The 15,703-nt window shown below is 69.5% G+C and carries 16 protein-coding genes, 3 tRNA genes and 1 pseudogene; 9 read left to right on the top strand and 11 right to left on the bottom strand.

The annotated features are described in order from the left end of the window. Positions 1-15: 15 nt before the first annotated feature. Entirely contained in the window at positions 16-684 is a 669-nt protein-coding gene (locus ACZZZB_RS05605; protein ID WP_137242254.1) for an SGNH/GDSL hydrolase family protein, read from the bottom strand. 125 nt (positions 685-809) lie between these two features. On the opposite strand from ACZZZB_RS05605, the gene ACZZZB_RS05600 reads away from it, so the two are divergent. The 5 genes from ACZZZB_RS05600 to ACZZZB_RS05580 are packed head-to-tail and all read left to right on the top strand — an operon-like array spanning position 810 to position 4,726. Continuing rightward, the gene (locus tag ACZZZB_RS05600; RefSeq protein WP_137242253.1) at positions 810-1,214 is read left to right on the top strand and encodes a TOBE domain-containing protein; all 405 of its coding nucleotides are present in this window, start codon (positions 810-812) and stop codon (positions 1,212-1,214) included. Beyond that, complete coding sequence (modA, locus tag ACZZZB_RS05595; RefSeq protein ID WP_137242252.1) at positions 1,211-2,026, top strand: molybdate ABC transporter substrate-binding protein; 816 nt, start codon at positions 1,211-1,213, stop codon at positions 2,024-2,026. Before ACZZZB_RS05600 ends, modA begins: the two co-directional genes overlap by 4 nt. Before the next feature lie 52 nt (positions 2,027-2,078). Then, on the top strand, positions 2,079-2,846 hold the full coding sequence (locus ACZZZB_RS05590) for an ABC transporter permease (protein ID WP_463530546.1): 768 nt from the start codon (positions 2,079-2,081) through the stop codon (positions 2,844-2,846). Next, positions 2,843-3,919 carry a sulfate/molybdate ABC transporter ATP-binding protein gene (locus ACZZZB_RS05585; RefSeq protein ID WP_192018696.1) on the top strand — a complete coding sequence of 359 codons (1,077 nt, stop codon included), beginning with the start codon at positions 2,843-2,845 and terminating at the stop codon, positions 3,917-3,919. Before ACZZZB_RS05590 ends, ACZZZB_RS05585 begins: the two co-directional genes overlap by 4 nt. A gap of 45 nt (positions 3,920-3,964) precedes the next feature. Further along, a complete protein-coding gene (locus ACZZZB_RS05580) occupies positions 3,965-4,726 on the top strand; it encodes a GH25 family lysozyme (RefSeq protein WP_192018695.1) in 762 nt (253 codons plus the stop codon). 25 nt (positions 4,727-4,751) lie between these two features. On the opposite strand, the gene ACZZZB_RS05575 is transcribed toward ACZZZB_RS05580, so the two are convergent. From ACZZZB_RS05575 to ACZZZB_RS05535, 9 genes and pseudogenes are all read right to left on the bottom strand, one after another. Then, on the bottom strand, positions 4,752-4,892 hold the full coding sequence (locus tag ACZZZB_RS05575) for a hypothetical protein (RefSeq protein WP_153303386.1): 141 nt from the start codon (positions 4,890-4,892) through the stop codon (positions 4,752-4,754). A gap of 271 nt (positions 4,893-5,163) precedes the next feature. Continuing rightward, positions 5,164-5,571 (bottom strand): annotated as a pseudogene (locus ACZZZB_RS05570) (arsenate reductase ArsC); the annotation flags it as partial. After that, positions 5,568-6,167, bottom strand: a complete 600-nt coding sequence (locus ACZZZB_RS05565; protein ID WP_463529160.1) for a WHG domain-containing protein — start codon at positions 6,165-6,167, stop codon at positions 5,568-5,570. The pseudogene ACZZZB_RS05570 and the gene ACZZZB_RS05565, both read right to left, overlap by 4 nt. Before the next feature lie 42 nt (positions 6,168-6,209). Further along, positions 6,210-6,668 (bottom strand): hypothetical protein, encoded by a 459-nt coding sequence (locus tag ACZZZB_RS05560; protein WP_064294389.1) that lies wholly within the window; start codon positions 6,666-6,668, stop codon positions 6,210-6,212. Between the two features lie 808 nt (positions 6,669-7,476). Continuing rightward, on the bottom strand, positions 7,477-7,992 hold the full coding sequence (locus ACZZZB_RS05555) for an HNH endonuclease signature motif containing protein (protein ID WP_463530545.1): 516 nt from the start codon (positions 7,990-7,992) through the stop codon (positions 7,477-7,479). A gap of 607 nt (positions 7,993-8,599) precedes the next feature. Next, positions 8,600-9,076 carry a hypothetical protein gene (locus ACZZZB_RS05550; RefSeq protein WP_463529159.1) on the bottom strand — a complete coding sequence of 159 codons (477 nt, stop codon included), beginning with the start codon at positions 9,074-9,076 and terminating at the stop codon, positions 8,600-8,602. A 116-nt stretch (positions 9,077-9,192) separates the two neighbouring features. Then, positions 9,193-9,265, bottom strand: a tRNA-Phe gene (locus ACZZZB_RS05545). Positions 9,266-9,343: 78 nt separating this feature from the next. After that, positions 9,344-9,417 (bottom strand) — tRNA-Asp (locus ACZZZB_RS05540). A gap of 117 nt (positions 9,418-9,534) precedes the next feature. Further along, positions 9,535-9,610, bottom strand: a tRNA-Glu gene (locus tag ACZZZB_RS05535). 291 nt (positions 9,611-9,901) lie between these two features. On the opposite strand from ACZZZB_RS05535, the gene ACZZZB_RS05530 reads away from it, so the two are divergent. Then, complete coding sequence (locus tag ACZZZB_RS05530) at positions 9,902-11,197, top strand: M23 family metallopeptidase (RefSeq protein WP_229939417.1); 1,296 nt, start codon at positions 9,902-9,904, stop codon at positions 11,195-11,197. An 87-nt stretch (positions 11,198-11,284) separates the two neighbouring features. Here the strand turns inward: ACZZZB_RS05530 and ACZZZB_RS05525 are convergent, their stop codons facing one another. After that, the gene (locus tag ACZZZB_RS05525) at positions 11,285-11,776 is read right to left on the bottom strand and encodes an inorganic diphosphatase (RefSeq protein WP_079705152.1); all 492 of its coding nucleotides are present in this window, start codon (positions 11,774-11,776) and stop codon (positions 11,285-11,287) included. A 129-nt stretch (positions 11,777-11,905) separates the two neighbouring features. Between ACZZZB_RS05525 and tilS the strand changes: the two genes are divergently transcribed. The 3 genes from tilS to ftsH all read left to right on the top strand — a co-directional run bounded on the left by tilS (position 11,906) and on the right by ftsH (position 15,698). Then, on the top strand, positions 11,906-12,913 hold the full coding sequence (gene tilS / locus ACZZZB_RS05520) for a tRNA lysidine(34) synthetase TilS (RefSeq protein ID WP_191940564.1): 1,008 nt from the start codon (positions 11,906-11,908) through the stop codon (positions 12,911-12,913). A 61-nt stretch (positions 12,914-12,974) separates the two neighbouring features. Beyond that, a complete protein-coding gene (gene hpt, locus ACZZZB_RS05515; RefSeq protein ID WP_064294334.1) occupies positions 12,975-13,526 on the top strand; it encodes a hypoxanthine phosphoribosyltransferase in 552 nt (183 codons plus the stop codon). Between the two features lie 153 nt (positions 13,527-13,679). After that, a complete protein-coding gene (gene ftsH, locus ACZZZB_RS05510; RefSeq protein ID WP_194643984.1) occupies positions 13,680-15,698 on the top strand; it encodes an ATP-dependent zinc metalloprotease FtsH in 2,019 nt (672 codons plus the stop codon). Positions 15,699-15,703: the final 5 nt, after the last annotated feature.

Genomic DNA, 15,703 nt, shown 5'->3' with positions numbered 1-15,703 from the left:
ACGGACACCGGGGCGTCAGAGTCCGAGGCGCTCGAGCTCGACGTCCATCCGCCGAGCCATCTCCGCGTACCCCTCGTCGTTCGGGTGGAGGCCGTCCGCGGCCATCCACTCCGGGTGCCCCTCGATCCAGTGCGACGCCCCGGGGACGGTGTCGGCGTCGATCTCCTGCGCGGCGTCGGCCACCCAGCCGATGATCGTCTCGATCGACTGCGGTCGCTCATCGGTGTACCAGAACGGTTCGACGACGATGAAGCGGGCCTCCGGGAGGGCGTCGCGGAGGCGATGCAGGTCCGTCGTGATCTGCTCGTGGATCCGGTCGGCGGCATCGTCGAAACTGAACGCGTCGTTGAGGCCCATCGTGACGAAGACGATGTCGGGCTGCTCGGCGATGATGAGGGAGGGCAGGTCGCCGCTGCCGTCGCCGAATCGGTCGCGGTGGTTCACGAACCCGAGGCCGTTGACGCTGGGGTTGAACTCCCGCCAGCCGCGTTCCTCGCTGACGACGGTGGACCAGCGATTGGCCGGGTCGCTCGCTCCGGTGCCGAGGGTGTACGAGTCGCCGTAGAACGCGACGAGCGGTCCGTCGCCCGTGGCGCCGCCGGTTCCTGAATCGGGCGATGCGCAGGCGGAGAGGCCGGTGGCGAGGGCGAGCAGGGTGACGGCGGCGAGCAGGCGTGATCTCATACGGATGGTTCGGAGCAGGGGGCGTCGTGGAGGGTCGAAGCGCCGGCCCGCCGCCGACGACCCGAAGCGCGAATGCGGTTACAGCTAGGTCGTGTCAACGCGAATGCGTGCACTAGCCTGTCTCCATGCCGCAGATCCGTATCCGAGACGCCGCCCTGTTCCTCGGGGTCAGTGACGACACCGTCCGTCGTTGGATCGACCAGGGCGCACTCGTCAGCGCGAAGGACGAGGCGGGCCGAGCGGTCGTCGACGGCCTGTCGCTCGCTCGGCTGGCCCGAGAGAACGCCGTCCTCCCCGTCGACCCCTCGGAGATCGGACGCTCGGCACGCAACCGCTTCGTCGGCATCGTCACCGACATCACGATGGACACGGTCATGGCGCAGGTGGAACTGCAGTGCGGGCCGCATCGCGTGGTGTCGCTCCTGAGCAGTGAGGCGGTCCGCGAACTCGGTCTCGAACTCGGCTCGACAGCAATCGCCGTCGTGAAAGCCACGACGGTCCTCATCGAAACCCCGAAGGCGAGCTCATGAACCGCACCGCACCCCGTCGATCCTTCCGACTGCTCAGTGCACTGGCCCTCGGCACCGGGGTCCTGCTCGCGGCGTCCGCCTGCGCCGCCCCCGCCGCGACGTCGACACCCACCGTCTCGGCCACGGCGGACGAGCTCAGCGGCTCCATCACGGTGTACGCGGCGGCGTCGCTCAAGACGACCTTCACCGCGCTCGCGGAGGACTTCAAGGAGGCGCACCCCGGTACGACCGTCGAGCTGACCTTCGCCGGCTCCTCCGACCTCGTCACGCAGCTCACGAACGGTGCTCCCGGCGACGTGTTCGCCTCGGCGGACGAGAAGAACATGGCGAAGCTGACCGATGCCGACCTCGTCGAGGGCGACCCGGTCGACTTCGCGACCAACGTCCTGCAGATCGCCGTGCCCCCGTCGAACCCCGCCGGCGTGAAGACGTTCGCCGATCTCGCCCGTCCGGGCGTCAAGACGGTCGTGTGCGCGCCGCAGGTCCCCTGCGGGGCGGCCACCGTCGCCGTCGAGGACGCCACGGGTGTCGCGCTGAGCCCGGTCAGCGAGGAGTCCTCCGTCACCGACGTCCTCGGCAAGGTGACCTCGGGCGAGGCCGATGCGGGGCTCGTCTACGTGACCGACGTCATCGCGGCCGGCGACGCCGTGCGGGGCATCACCTTCCCGGAGTCGTCGAAGGCCGTCAACACCTACCCGATCGCGCCGCTCGCAGGGAGCGCGAACCCCACCGTCGCGGCGGCCTTCGCGGCCTACGTCGTGAGCGCCGAGGGACAGCGGGTGCTCGCCGACGCCGGCTTCGGCGCACCGTGACCCCGTGAGAGAACTCGGCTCGGGGGTGCCCCGCTGGATCGTCGTCGTCGCCATGGTCGGCGCAGCCTTCGTCCTGCTGCCGCTCGTCGCCATCGTCCTGCGGGTGGACTGGGCGGACTTCGGTGCACTCGTCACCTCCGAGTCGTCGGTCGCGGCGCTCGGGCTGAGTCTGCGGACGTCGTCACTCGCGACGGCTCTCTGCGTCGTGTTCGGCGTGCCCCTCGCCCTCGTCCTCGCGCGCACCCGGTTCCCGGGGCAGCGCCTGCTGCGGTCGCTCGTCCTCCTCCCGCTCGTGCTCCCGCCCGTCGTCGGCGGGATCGCCCTGCTCTACACCTTCGGCCGGCTCGGCCTGCTCGGGCCGGCACTCGCGGACGCCGGGATCGACATCGCGTTCTCCACGACCGCCGTCGTCCTCGCCCAGACCTTCGTCGCCCTGCCGTTCCTCGTGTTGAGCCTGGAGGGGGCGATCCGCACGACCGGCTCGCGGTACGAGGCCGTCGCCGCGACGCTCGGCGCACGTCCCACCACGGTCTTCCGCACCGTCACGCTGCCGCTCCTCGCACCCGCCGTCGTGTCGGGCGCGATCCTCTCGTTCGCGCGGGCCCTCGGTGAGTTCGGGGCTACTCTCACGTTCGCGGGTAGCCTGCAGGGGGTCACGCGGACGCTGCCGCTCGAGATCTACCTGCAGCGCGAGACCGATCCCGACGCCGCGGTCGCGCTGTCGCTCGTCCTCGTCGTCGTGGCCGTGCTCGTCGTCGGCGTCGCTGGGGCACAGGGGTCGATCCGCCGTGGACGGACTGTCGCCGGAGTGGTGCGATGACCGGGGCGGCCCTGGCGTTCCGAGCGACGCTGCGTGAACGCGACTGGGAGCTCGCCGTCGACCTCGCCGCGGGGGAGACCGTCGCCGTGCTCGGCCCCAACGGCGCCGGCAAGTCGACGCTGCTCGCGGTCCTCTCCGGGCTCCTGCGTCCGGACACCGGTCACGCGACGCTCGCCGGTCGCGAGCTGTTCGCGGTCGGTGGATCGGGTCGGGACCACTGGCTGCCGCCGCACCGGCGGGGGATCTCGCTCCTGGCGCAGGAGGCGCTGCTCTTCCCGCACCGCTCCGTGCTCGACAACGTCGCCTATGGCCCGCTGGTCGCCGGTGCGTCGCGCGGCGAGGCTCGGGACGTCGCCCGACGACGACTCGCGGAGGTCGAGGCGTCCGAGCTCGAGGGGCGCCGTCCCGCCGAGTTGTCCGGCGGCCAGGCGCAGCGGGTGGCGCTCGCCCGCGCGCTGGCCCCGGACCCGGCCCTGCTCCTCCTCGACGAACCGATGGCCGCGCTCGATGCGACGGTCGCGCCGCACCTGCGCCGTATGCTCCGCGAGCAGTTGCGTGGGCGGACGACCGTGCTCGTGACGCACGAGGTGCTCGACGCTTACACGCTCGCGGACCGGGTGATCGTCCTGGACGCCGGGCGCATCGTCGAGCAGGGGCCGACGGCGGAGGTGCTCGAGCGGCCGCGGACGGCGTTCACCGCGGACCTCGCGGGACTCGAACTGCTGACGGGCGTTCGCACGGCACGCGGGCTCCGTCTGCCGGACGGAGCGGAGGTCGAGGTCGACTCCTCCGCGGAGGCAGACCCGATCCCGGTCGGGGTCGCCGTGGCCTGCGCGTTCCGACCGTCCCGCGTCGAGGTCCGGGAGGCTGACGGGTCTGGCGGCCCGAGTGCGTCAGGCGCCCTCCGCGCGACGATCACCGACCTCGAGCCGCGGGGCGACGTCGTCCGGGTCCGCTCGGCGGTCATCACCGCCGACGTCGCCGTGCAGCAGCTCGCGGCCGCGGGCTGGTCGACGGGCGACGTCGTCGACTTCCTGGTCGACCCGCGGGCAGCCGTCCTCTACCCGCGCTGAGGCGTCCTGCACCGGGACACGTCCGAGACGTGACAGAGTGAGTCGATGAACCGATTCTGGAGACGCTGGTGGCCGCTCGTCGTCGGGGCGGCCGGCACGCTCGCGATCGGCGGGATCTGCGCGGCGCTCGTCGCCATGGGGCTCGTGCGCCCGAACGCCATCCTGGCCGCCTCGTACGCGGTGCGCGGTGTCGACGTCTCCTCGTACCAGGGCGAGATCGATTGGGACGTCCTCGCGGCTCAGCCCATCGACTTCGCGATCATGAAGGCGACCGAGGGATCCGGCGATCGGGACGAACGGTTCGCCGCGAACTGGGCGGGTGCACAGCGCGCGGCCGACGAGACCGGCTTACTGATCGGGGCGTACCACTTCCTGAGCTTCGACAGCCCGGCCGAGACGCAGGCCCAGAACATCTTCGACACCGTCCCGGTCACCGCGGGTGCTCTCCCGATCACCATCGATCTCGAGTGCTACGCCGACTATTGTCGGACGCCACCGAGTGCGGAGCGGGTCGCCGCCGTACTCGATCCGCTCCTCGCGGCACTCGAGGAGCATTACGGTCGGCCGCCGATCGTCTACGCCACCATGCGGTACTACGACGCGTTCCTCACGGGCGCGTACGAGCGGAACCCGATGTGGATCCGCTCGGTCATCACGCCGCCGGTCTTGTCGGACGGGCGGGCGTGGGACCTCTGGCAGTACACGAGCCGGGAACGGATGCTCGGGTACGTCGGCAAGGAGGAGTTCATCGATGTGAACGTCTTCGACGGCTCCCTGCGCGACCTCCAGGCACTCGTCGGCCCCTGATCCGCGGCCCCGGAGGCGCGTCGGGTTACGGGGCGGGAGCGGGACCGGTGGTCGGCTCGGCGACGGGGAGGAACGTGTCTTCGCCGTCGACCTCCTGCTCGATGGAGTCCTCGGTGGTCTCGTGGTCCTCGGGGAGGTTGTCGTCGTTCGCTGCGTGCTTGCTCATACGACCACGATACGACGGGTGTCGCGCTGGGCAATGGGGTTGCGTGCCGACGCCGGGCGCTGGCCGACCACCATCGCTCTCAGGAGGCGAAGGCGAGTGAACGGGCTGTGAGTTCTTCGGTCAGGACGTTGACGGCCTTCGGGCCGACGCCGTGGATGCGGAGCAGGGCGGCGGGGGAGACCCGCGTGAGCTGCTCGAAGCGGGTGAATCCGTGCGCGCCGAGGGCTTCGTGGGCGACCGAGCCGATGGTGGCCGGGAACTCGGACGCCTCGGCGGGCACGAGTTCGACGAAGAGCGCGGCGATCCGCTCCTCGATGTCGTCGCGGATGCGGCGGACGGCCTCGATGCCTTGCCCGGCCGGGTCCTCGAGTTGCCAGTCCTCGTAGCGCTTGCCGGGGAAGATCGGGCAGGCGTCGCCGCAGCCCATCGTGATGACCGCGTCGGACGCCCGGACGGCGTCGGTCGTGAGGATGCGGGGCACGGCTGCGGTGATGTCGATGCCGTGTTCGGCCATCGCCTCCACCGCCACGGTGTTGATCCGGTCCTTCGGTTCGCTCCCGGCCGACAGCACCTCGACCCGGTCGCCGGCGAGGGCACCGAGGAAGCCGGCTGCGATCTGGGAGCGGCCGGCGTTGTGCACGCAGACGAAGAGGACGGTGGGGGTGGTGGTGATGGTCATGGCGTCTCCTGGAGGTGGCGTGAGCCGAGCGCGGACGAATGGTCGAGCAGGTCCACGAGGGCAGCGTAGCTGGTGGCGGGGTCGGCGCCGCGGGTGAATCCGCCGACGAGCTCGAGGGACACGAAGCCGTGGAGGGCCGCCCGGACGATGCGTCCGGCGTCCGTCATCGCCACGCTGTCGAGACCGCGCCCCGCGAGTGCTCGTTCGACGAGCATCACGAGCTCGCGGTCGGCCGGCTCGCCGGTGTCGGCGCGGACGTCCTCGATCGAGAACGCGAGGGCGTACCGACCGGGATAGGCGAGGGCGAAGCGGCGGTACCCGTCGGCCAGCGCGGTGAGTGCGGGGGGCCCGCTCAGGCCGTTCGTCGCGATGTCGAGTCCGCTGGCCAGTTGGGCGAGGGCGAGCTGGGCGACGGCGGCGCGGAGGTCCTCGGTGCTGCGGACGTGCTTGAGGAGGGCCGGTGCCGAGGTGTCGAGCTCGCGGGCCAAAGCGGCGAGCGTGAGGGCGTCGGCGCCGTAGGTGTCGGCGAACTCGGCGGCTCCGACGATCACCCGTTGGCGGGAGAACTTCGTCCGGGAAACGGGTGCATCGGTCATCGGATCGAGCCTAACGGCACGCGGCACTGATGCCGTGCGGGTTCAGACCGTCGGTGGTGTGGCTTCGTGGTGGGGCGCGCCGTGCGTGCGGCGGTCCTCCTTCATGGCGGCTTCCGCGAGGTGGCGTCGGCCGCCCGCCAGTTCGTTCCGGACCTCCGCCTCGAGCGTGCGGAACGGCTCCCAGTAGTTGCCGTCGTAGTCCTCGACGATCTGGAACGTCCAGCGTCCGTCGATGACGTTGCGTCCGACCAGCTCGGTGTCGATCCGGTCGGCGAGGGCGTCGTGTCCTGCTTCGCGGAGGGCGTCCGCGGCTTCGCCGAGCGCGAGGTCCGCTTTGCCGGTCAGGCGATGGAAGCCGTAGAGCATGCCGCGCGCCTGCTCGACGACTTCGAGCGCCTCGGTCACCTTGCCGACCGCTTCCACGGTGGCGTCGTCGACCCCTGCGGGGACTCGGTGGGCGTCGTCGGGGCCGTCGGTGGTGCGGTCGTCAGCGGAACTCATGCCACCAGTCTGTCCCGATCGGCCCCGGATGTCTCGGGCTTGCGGACGGAGGTGCACGATGTGAGCCGGCGGACGTCCTGCCGCGCACCGAGCGAGCGCACCCCGACTGCCCGTCGACAGGCTCAGGGACCGGAGCGTTCCGGGGACACTCCTCCCGGTCACCGAGCTTGTTCTCCCCGGTCACTGAGCTTGTCGAAGTGCCCACGAGGGTGCCTCGTCGTTCCGGGCGCACCTCTCCCGGTCACTGAGCCTGTCGAAGTGCCCACGAGGACTCTTCATCGTTCCGGGTACAGCTCTCCCGGTCACTGAGCTTGTCGAAGTGCCCACGAGGACTCTTCATCGTTCCAGGCACATCTCTCCCGGTCACTGAGCTTGTCGAAGTGCCCACGAGGATGCCTCGTCGTTCCGGGCGCACCTCTTCCGCTCACTGAGCTTGTCGAAGTGCCCACGAGGATGCCTCGTCGTTCCGGGCGCACCTCTTCCGCTCACTGAGCTTGTCGAAGTGCCCACGAGGGTGCCTCGTCGTTCCGGGCGCATCTCTTCCGCTCACTGAGCTTGTCGAAGTGCCCACGAGGATGCCTCGTCGTTCCGGGCGCACCTCTTCCGCTCACTGAGCTTGTCGAAGTGCCCACGAGGAACCCTTCGACAGGCTCACGGCCGAAGCTACGCGGGCACACCCATCCCGGTCACTGAGCTTGTCGAAGTGCCCACGAGGATGCCTCATCGTTCCGGGCACACCTTTCCCGCTCACTGAGCTTGTCGAAGTGCCCACGGGGACCCCTTCGACAGGCTCAGGGACCGGCGGAGGTCAGAACGGTGCGGGGTCCGGTTCCGTCCGATGGTGTTTCCCGTCGGGTGTCGTCCACTCGAGGACCCCGCCGGGCTGGTGGTCGAGGTTCCAGCCGGGGAGGTGCTTCATCCGGTGGTGATGTCGGCAGAGACAGGCAAGGTTCCCGACATCCGTGGTCCCGCCGTCCTCCCACGCGACCGAATGATCGAGGTCGCAGGCTCTGGCTCGTCGCCCGCAGCCCGGTGCCCGACAAGTGCCGTCCCGTAGGCGGACTGCACGTTGGAGGTCGGCCGGAACGCGGTACTGGTTCCGCCCGACGGAGAGGACCGCACCGGTTTCCGGTTGGACGAGGACCCGGTGAAGCTGGGCGCGTTCACCGCGATACGGGCTGCGGTCTGGGGGTCGATGGGTCCGTACCCGTCGAGCATGCCGGGCACGTCGGAGACGCCGGCCATGCTCAGTGCCGGCACCGTGTTCGTCGCGCGCTGGACCGTCCGCTCGGGCGTTCGGGTCGCCATCGCAAGGGCCGCGCAGGTCGACCGGCGGGAGAGCGCCAGGCGCTCGGCCGGCGGGAACACGGCCGGAACGACCGAGTCCGCGAGCGCGTCCGCATAGGCCGCAGAACGGGCGAGTAGCCGGGCCTCCTCGGCATCCAGAGCAGCACGCCGACGCTGGATGTCCGCGTAGCGATCCGAGAACTCCGCGAGGCGCGCGGCGTGCTCATCGCTCGCGCGGATCGCGGTGGTGATGGTCTCGGTCGTGGAACCAGTCCACCATGGACCACTGACATTCCAGATGCTGAGTCGGCCCGGTTGTGGAAGTGTCCCCGTGGGCCCTTCGACAAGCTCAGGGACTGGAGGAGGCATACCGGTTTTGCGGGGTTCTCCCGTGTGCCCTTCGACAAGCTCAGGGACCGGGGAAGGTTGCGCGGAGACCGGAGTGAGTGCGGGTGCACCTCTTCCGGTCACTGAGCTTGTCGAAGTGCCTACGAGTACCCTTCGACAGGCTCAGGGACCGGATGGGGTGTCGCTGGTCTTGGATGCTTCTCCGAGTGCCCTTCGACAGGCTCAGGGAGCGGAGGAGGTTCAGGGATCGGGCGGGCGAGACTCGTCTGCCCGCGCGGTCGCTCGGATCGGGCGGGCTAGTAGTTCAGGCAGCGATCCGGATCCTCGGTCTCCGGAGGATCACCCTGGTAGAGGGTGAAGAAGTTCTCGGCCGGGCCGGACAAGGATCCACGGGCGTGAATGCACAGGCGCGCGAGACCGTCGTCGCTCCGTACGTCGGAGGTGATCCGGGACGTCTCGCATGCGCCGTCGCCGGGATGCAGGACGAGGTCCCGGTGGGTCCCCTCGTTGTCCACCATCCAGGTCCCGGAGAAGTCGATCGGGTCGTCCGCGCGGGGGTCGTCGCCAAGACTGCACTGGACATCCGAGGGCCAGGCGGTGGCCTCGAAGGTTCCGTCGTCGGCGAGCTCGAGCCGGGTGTCCCCACTGCGCCAGGTGCCGACTGCCTCACCACGTGGCAGTCCGTACCGCGTGTCCGAGCAGGCGACGAGCGACGTGCCGAGCATGACTGCGAGTACGGAGGCGGCCACCCAGCGTGACGGTTTCGATTCCACGGTGCGAGTCTGTCCGCCGTGGGCCAGGAGTGGCAACTCGGGTGGTGGCGTGGGTGTTCGCGGGCATCCGGGCAAAAAAAGAACCCCCACCATGTAGAAGCTAGGTGGGGGTTCCGTGGCTCCGACGGGCGTCGATCCCGTGACCTCACGATTTTCAGTCGTGCGCTCTACCAACTGAGCTACAGAGCCGAGTACATCAGCTGCACGAACGGCGACGATGTCTCAAAAGCAGAAGCCCTCCCTTGCGAGAGGGCTTCCGACCTTTTGCGACCCTGACGGGACTTGAACCCGCGACCTCCGCCGTGACAGGGCGGCACGCTAACCAACTGCGCTACAGGGCCATACATGTTGAATTGATGGTGATGCGAAATACGGTGATGCTGGTGTTCCTCAGTGCTTCTCGCAGTCGCGCAGACTCACTATACCTGAATCCGAGCGGCTGTTTTTCCAGTAGTCAGTGGTGACCCCAACGGGATTCGAACCCGTGCTGCCGCCGTGAAAGGGCGGTGTCCTAGGCCGCTAAACGATAGGGCCGCGAAGCCCTGAAGCTTCATGACTACCGAGCGACAAGCATACGGATGAAACCGCCGAATCCAAAATCGGCTTCACGGAGCAGCGATCGGCGCTCCATGCCGGATCTGACGACAGGCGCCGAATGACCGCTCCACGGCCCCCGGCCGGGGTTAGCCTCTGGCGTGGACCACTCCCGGATGCCACGGCCGACGGGAGTGTCCGCAGCCGGTCCCGACCCCCGTCGGGCTAGCGTGGACAGTGGTACCGATGTGACCGATGTGACTGCAGCGAACCGAGATGGGCCCCTACTTCATGAGCAAGAAGCTTGCCGGCGCTTGGCGCCGAAGCCGGACGACCAACGCCGCATCGGCGTCCTCCGCGCGATGGCGAGGACGCCTCACCGCCGCAATCGTCATGTCGCTCGCGATCGTCAGCTCGTTCGGCGTCGCCGGTCCGGCGTCAGCAGCCGACTACCCCTCGTGGGATGACGTCCAGGCCGCGAAGGGCAATGAGGCCGCCAAGGCCGCCGAGGTCACGAACATCAAGAACTTCATCGTCCAGTTGCAGGACGAGCTGCAGGTCGCCCAGGACGAGGCCGAGAAGCGCGGTACGGAGTTCCAGGCCGCTGAGGAGGCCTTCTTCGAGGCCGACGCCCGGGCCACCGCGATCCAGTCCCAGGCCGATGCCAAGACGGCCGAGGCCGACACCGCGACGAAGCAGGCCGGCCGGGTCGCCTCGCAGCTCTACCGCTCCGGTGGCGCCGACCTCAGCCTGAGCCTCTTCCTCGACGGCGAGAGCAAGGGCGCGACCGACCTGTTGTCGAAGCTCGGCAACATGAACCAGGTCGCCGAGCACAGCAACGGCGTCTACGAGCAGGCGGTCGCCGCACGCAACACCGCGGCTGCGCTCGGTGAGCAGGCCGGTGTCGCCCGCGACGAGCGCGAGTCGCTCCGACAGGCGGCGCAGACGGCCATGGAGGCAGCCCAGGCGGCGGCGTCCGCGGCGGCCGAGAAGCTCGAGAAGAACCAGGAGCTGATCGTCACGCTCAACGCGCAGCTGACCGCGTTGCAGGACACGACGGCGAAGACGGTTCAGGACTACGAAGCCGGAGTCGCTGCGGCAAAGGCGAAGGCCGCGGCCGAAGCCGCCGCACGGGGGCAGAGCGCCGACGGCGGTCAGCTCAGCAGCCAGGGCTGGGCGATCCCGGCCTCCGGCAGCATCTCGGGCACGTACGGCTACCGCGATCCGATCTCCACCGGCGGCGGCAGTTCAGGCAGCTTCCACCGCGGGACCGACATCGCGGGCGGCTGTGGCATCCCGATCTACGCGGCGACCGCCGGCACCGTGACCTACGCCGGTTGGTACGGCACGTACGGCAACTTCATCCTCATCGACCACGGCTCCGGCGTCTCGACCGGCTACGCGCACATCGTGAACGGCGGCATCCAGGTCGGCGTCGGCTACCAGGTCTCCGCCGGGCAGGTCATCGCCTACGTCGGCACGACGGGTGCCTCCACCGGCTGCCACCTGCACTTCGAGGTCCGCATCAACGGCAGTGCGATCGACGCGCAGCCGTTCATGGCCGACCGCGGGGCGCCGCTCGGCTGATCGAGCGCAGCGACCCGCACGACGAAGCGGCCGGCACCCTCGGGTGCCGGCCGCTTCGTCATGCGGTGTGCGGAGGTCCGCAGGGGCTCAGTGACCCTCCGCCTTGAGCTTGTCGAAGCCCGCGAGGATGATCTTCTCGGCCGCTGCGGCGTCGCCCCAGCCGTCGATCCGCGCCCACTTGCCGGGCTCGGTGTCCTTGTAGTGGACGAAGAAGTGCTCGATCTCGTCGCGCGTCGCCTGCGGGATGTCGGTCAGGTCCTGGATGTGCGACCAGCGCGGGTCCTTGTACTGCACGGCGATGACCTTGTCGTCGCCGCCGCCGTCGTCCGTCATGTGCAGCACACCGACGGGGCGGACCTTGATGCCGACGCCCGGGAAGGTCGGGAAGTCGAGCAGGACCAGCACGTCGACCGGGTCGCCGTCCTCGCCGAGGGTGTTCTCGAAGAAGCCGTAGTCGGCGGGGTAGACGAAGCTCGTGAACAGGACGCGGTCCAGGAAGACCCGACCGGTCTCGTGGTCGATCTCGTACTTGTTGCGGCTGCCCCGCGGGATCTCGATGACGGCGTCGTACTCGGCCATAAGCCTGCTCCTTGCGCGGTTGGATGACGTTGAGTCGGCGCGGTCGCCGACGAGGACCAACCATAACCGATGCGTCCCGGAGCGAACGGTGTGGGGAGGCGCTCGGCGCGGTGCAATAGCGTGGTCCGCGTGAACGACGTCCGACCCCCGCTCCACCCGTCCGTCGCCGCCCTGCGGAAGGCGGTGCGCGACGCGATCGCGGGCACGGCGTCCACGCCGTCGCGTGACGCCGCCGGTGCCGACCTGCTCGTCGCGCTGAGCGGTGGCGCCGACTCGCTCGCGCTCGCCGCCGCGACCGCGTTCGAGGCCGGAAAGGTCGGTCTGCGGGCCGGCGCCGTGATCGTCGACCACGGACTGCAACCGGGCTCGGCCGACGTCGCGGCGCGTGCCGCGGACCAGGCGCGTGCCCTCGGGCTCGACCCCGTCCTCGTCCGCGTCGTCGAGGTGGGCTCCGAGGGCGGACCGGAGGCCGCGGCACGGGCGGCCCGGTACACCGCACTCGACGCCGCGCGAGTCGAGGTCGGTGCGTCCCTGGTGCTGCTCGCGCACACCCTCGACGACCAGGCGGAGACCGTCCTCCTCGGCCTCGCACGAGGGTCGGGCACGGGCAGCCTCCAAGGGATGGCGCCCGTCTCCGGTGCGCTCCTCCGACCGCTGCTCGGGATCCGGCGTTCCCAGACCCGCGAGGCGTGCGCTGCCGAAGGACTCGAACCGTGGCATGACCCGCACAACACCGACGACGCCTACGCGCGGGTCCGGGTCCGGGAACGGGTCCTGCCGGTGCTCGAGGCGGAGCTCGGGCCGGGGATCGCCGAGGCCCTCGCCCGCACCGCCGACGCCGCTCGCGAGGACGCGGACGCGTTCGAGGAGATGATCGAGGAGACCATCGAGGAGCTCGTCGAGCACGCCGAGGCCGGGATCTCCGTCAGCGCCGGGGCACTCGCCGCCAATCCGGCGGCGCTCCGCCAGCGGATCATCCGGTACATCGTCCAGAGCGAGTTCGGCGTCTCGCTCACGCGGTCGCAGACGATCGAAGTCGCGCGCCTCGTCACCGATTGGGCGGGCCAGGGGCCGATCGACCTGCCCGGCCTGACGGCGTCCCGGCACGCGGGACGCATCGTCTTCGCGGCCCGCTGACCCAGGGCTCCCCGAGCAGGAGGCGCACGGGCGTCCTGGTCATCTCGCATACACTCGACGCATGGAGCAGAGCGACATTTCCGACGACCTCACGACCATCCTCGTCACCGAGCAGGAGATCCGCGACAAGCTCGCCGAACTCGCCCGGCAGATCGAGACCGACTACGCCGGGAAGGACGTCCTGCTCGTCGGCGTGCTGAAGGGTGCGGTCATGGTCATGGCCGACCTCGCGCGCGAACTCCGCATCCCGCTCTCGATGGATTGGATGGCCGTCAGCTCGTACGGTGCCGGCACGAAGTCGAGCGGTGTCGTCCAGATCCGCAAGGACCTCGACGCCGACCTCACCGGCCGCCACGTCCTGATCGTCGAGGACATCATCGACTCCGGCCTCACCCTCTCCTGGCTGCTCGAGAACTTCGCCTCGCGCGGAGCCGCGTCCATCGAGGTCTGCGCGCTCCTCCGTAAGCCCGAGGCCGCCAAGGTGCACGTCGAGTGCAAGTACGTCGGTTTCGACATCCCGAACGACTTCGTCGTGGGTTACGGTCTCGACTTCGACGAGAAGTACCGCAACCTCCGCGACGTCGGCGTCCTCGCCCCGCACGTCTACGCCTGACCACTCCACCGACCTCACACCGCACCCCCGTTAAGCCCACGGCAAACACAGGGGAGGCATCCAGCGGCGAGGGGGTAGCCTGATTTCCGACGCGGCTCCGCCCGTCGACCCCTCCTGCAGAAAGGGAACGGGCCAGCCCCGGCCTCTCAACTTATGAACGTCAAGCGTCTCTTCAAGGGTCCCATCCCGTACCTCATCATCGCCGCCCTGGTCTTCTGGATCGGCATCAGCCTGATGAGCATGAACGGCTTCCGTGAGGTCTCCACGCAAGAGGGTCTCGCCTTCCTCGAGAAGGGTCAGGTCAAGGAGGCCGTCATCACCGACGGCGACCAGCGCGTCGACCTCACGCTGACGAAGGCCGACGACGAGTTCGGCAAGCAGGTGCAGTTCTACTACGTCGGCGCCCGTGCGGCCGACGTGGTCGAGGCCGTCGACGCCGCAGACCCGTCCGGTGGCTACAACGACAAGGTGCCCCAGCCGAGCTGGCTTCTGTCGATGCTCGGACTCCTCCTCCCGCTGCTCCTCATCGGTGTCTTCTTCTGGCTGATGCTCTCCGGCATGCAGGGCGGCGGCAACAAGGTCATGCAGTTCGGCAAGTCGAAGGCGAAGCTCGTCTCGAAGGAGTCGCCGAAGGTGACCTTCGACGACGTCGCCGGCGCCGACGAGGCGATCGAGGAGCTCGAGGAGATCAAGGACTTCCTCAAGGAGCCCGCGAAGTTCCAGGCCGTCGGTGCGCGCATCCCGAAGGGCGTCCTGCTGTACGGCCCTCCCGGAACGGGCAAGACGCTCCTCGCCCGCGCCGTCGCCGGTGAAGCCGGCGTGCCGTTCTACTCGATCTCCGGTTCCGACTTCGTCGAGATGTTCGTCGGTGTCGGCGCGAGCCGCGTCCGCGACCTCTTCCAGCAGGCCAAGGAGAACTCGCCCGCGATCATCTTCGTCGACGAGATCGACGCCGTCGGTCGTCACCGCGGCGCCGGCATGGGTGGCGGTCACGACGAGCGCGAGCAGACCCTCAACCAGCTGCTCGTCGAGATGGACGGCTTCGACGTCAAGACGAACGTCATCCTGATCGCCGCGACCAACCGCCCCGACATCCTCGACCCCGCGCTGCTGCGCCCGGGCCGCTTCGACCGCCAGATCGGCGTCGACGCCCCCGACCTCGCCGGCCGCAAGAAGATCCTCGAGGTGCACGGCAAGGGCAAGCCGCTCGCCGCGAGCGTCGACCTCGAGGTCGTCGCCCGCAAGTCGCCCGGCTTCACCGGTGCCGACCTCGCCAACGTCCTCAACGAGGCCGCGCTGCTCACGGCGCGCTCCAACGCGCAGCTGATCGACAACCGCGCACTCGACGAGGCCATCGACCGCGTCATCGCCGGCCCGCAGCGCCGCACGCGCGTCATGCGCGAGCAGGAGAAGCTCATCACCGCCTACCACGAGGGCGGGCACGCGCTCGCTGCAGCGGCGATGAACAACACCGACCCCGTCACGAAGGTCACGATCCTTCCGCGCGGCCGCGCCCTCGGCTACACGATGGTCCTGCCCCTCGAAGACAAGTACTCCGTCACGCGCAACGAGCTGCTCGACCAGCTCGCCTACGCGATGGGCGGCCGCGTCGCCGAGGAGCTCGTGTTCCACGACCCGACCACGGGTGCGTCGAACGACATCGAGAAGGCCACGGGGATCGCCCGCAAGATGGTCACCGAGTACGGCATGACCACCGACGTCGGTGCCGTCAAGCTCGGGCAGTCCTCGGGCGAGATGTTCCTCGGCCGCGACATGGGCCACCAGCGCGACTACTCCGAGGAGATCGCGCAGCGGGTCGACGCCCAGGTCCGCGAGCTCATCGAGGCCGCGCACGACGAAGCCTGGCAGGTCATCACGACCAACCGGGCCGTGCTCGACCGCCTCGCCGCCGAGCTGATGGAGAAGGAGACCCTCGACCACGTCCAGCTGGCCGAGATCTTCAAGGACGTCAAGAAGCTCCCGCCGCGCCCCGTCTGGCTGTCCAGCAAGAAGCGGCCCGTCGGGTCGGGTTCGGCCGTCGGTTCCTCGTCCTTCACCGCCCCCATCGACTCCGGTGCGGCCGACGGCGGCGTGAGCTCGGAGCCCGAGCCCGAGGCTCCCGTGAAGCCCAAGCGCACCCGCGCGACGAAGCCTCGACCGGCGACCGCCTAGCCCGC

This window comes from Plantibacter sp. AC185, from assembly GCF_979258065.1.
The sequence above is the reverse complement of the archived record's forward strand: the minus strand, read 5'-3'. Positions and strand labels throughout refer to the sequence as shown.

Bases quoted from the DNA above. Each gene is read 5' to 3' on its own strand.
- ACZZZB_RS05605 (WP_137242254.1), bottom strand. From the start codon at position 684: ATGAGATCACGCCTGCTCGCCGCCGTCACCCTGCTCGCCCTCGCCACC.
- ACZZZB_RS05600 (WP_137242253.1), top strand. From the start codon at position 810: ATGCCGCAGATCCGTATCCGAGACGCCGCCCTGTTCCTCGGGGTCAGT.
- modA (WP_137242252.1), top strand. From the start codon at position 1,211: ATGAACCGCACCGCACCCCGTCGATCCTTCCGACTGCTCAGTGCACTG.
- ACZZZB_RS05590 (WP_463530546.1), top strand. From the start codon at position 2,079: ATGGTCGGCGCAGCCTTCGTCCTGCTGCCGCTCGTCGCCATCGTCCTG.
- ACZZZB_RS05585 (WP_192018696.1), top strand. From the start codon at position 2,843: ATGACCGGGGCGGCCCTGGCGTTCCGAGCGACGCTGCGTGAACGCGAC.
- ACZZZB_RS05580 (WP_192018695.1), top strand. From the start codon at position 3,965: ATGAACCGATTCTGGAGACGCTGGTGGCCGCTCGTCGTCGGGGCGGCC.
- ACZZZB_RS05575 (WP_153303386.1), bottom strand. From the start codon at position 4,892: ATGAGCAAGCACGCAGCGAACGACGACAACCTCCCCGAGGACCACGAG.
- ACZZZB_RS05565 (WP_463529160.1), bottom strand. From the start codon at position 6,167: ATGACCGATGCACCCGTTTCCCGGACGAAGTTCTCCCGCCAACGGGTG.
- ACZZZB_RS05560 (WP_064294389.1), bottom strand. From the start codon at position 6,668: ATGAGTTCCGCTGACGACCGCACCACCGACGGCCCCGACGACGCCCAC.
- ACZZZB_RS05530 (WP_229939417.1), top strand. From the start codon at position 9,902: ATGAGCAAGAAGCTTGCCGGCGCTTGGCGCCGAAGCCGGACGACCAAC.
- ACZZZB_RS05525 (WP_079705152.1), bottom strand. From the start codon at position 11,776: ATGGCCGAGTACGACGCCGTCATCGAGATCCCGCGGGGCAGCCGCAAC.
- hpt (WP_064294334.1), top strand. From the start codon at position 12,975: ATGGAGCAGAGCGACATTTCCGACGACCTCACGACCATCCTCGTCACC.
- ftsH (WP_194643984.1), top strand. From the start codon at position 13,680: ATGAACGTCAAGCGTCTCTTCAAGGGTCCCATCCCGTACCTCATCATC.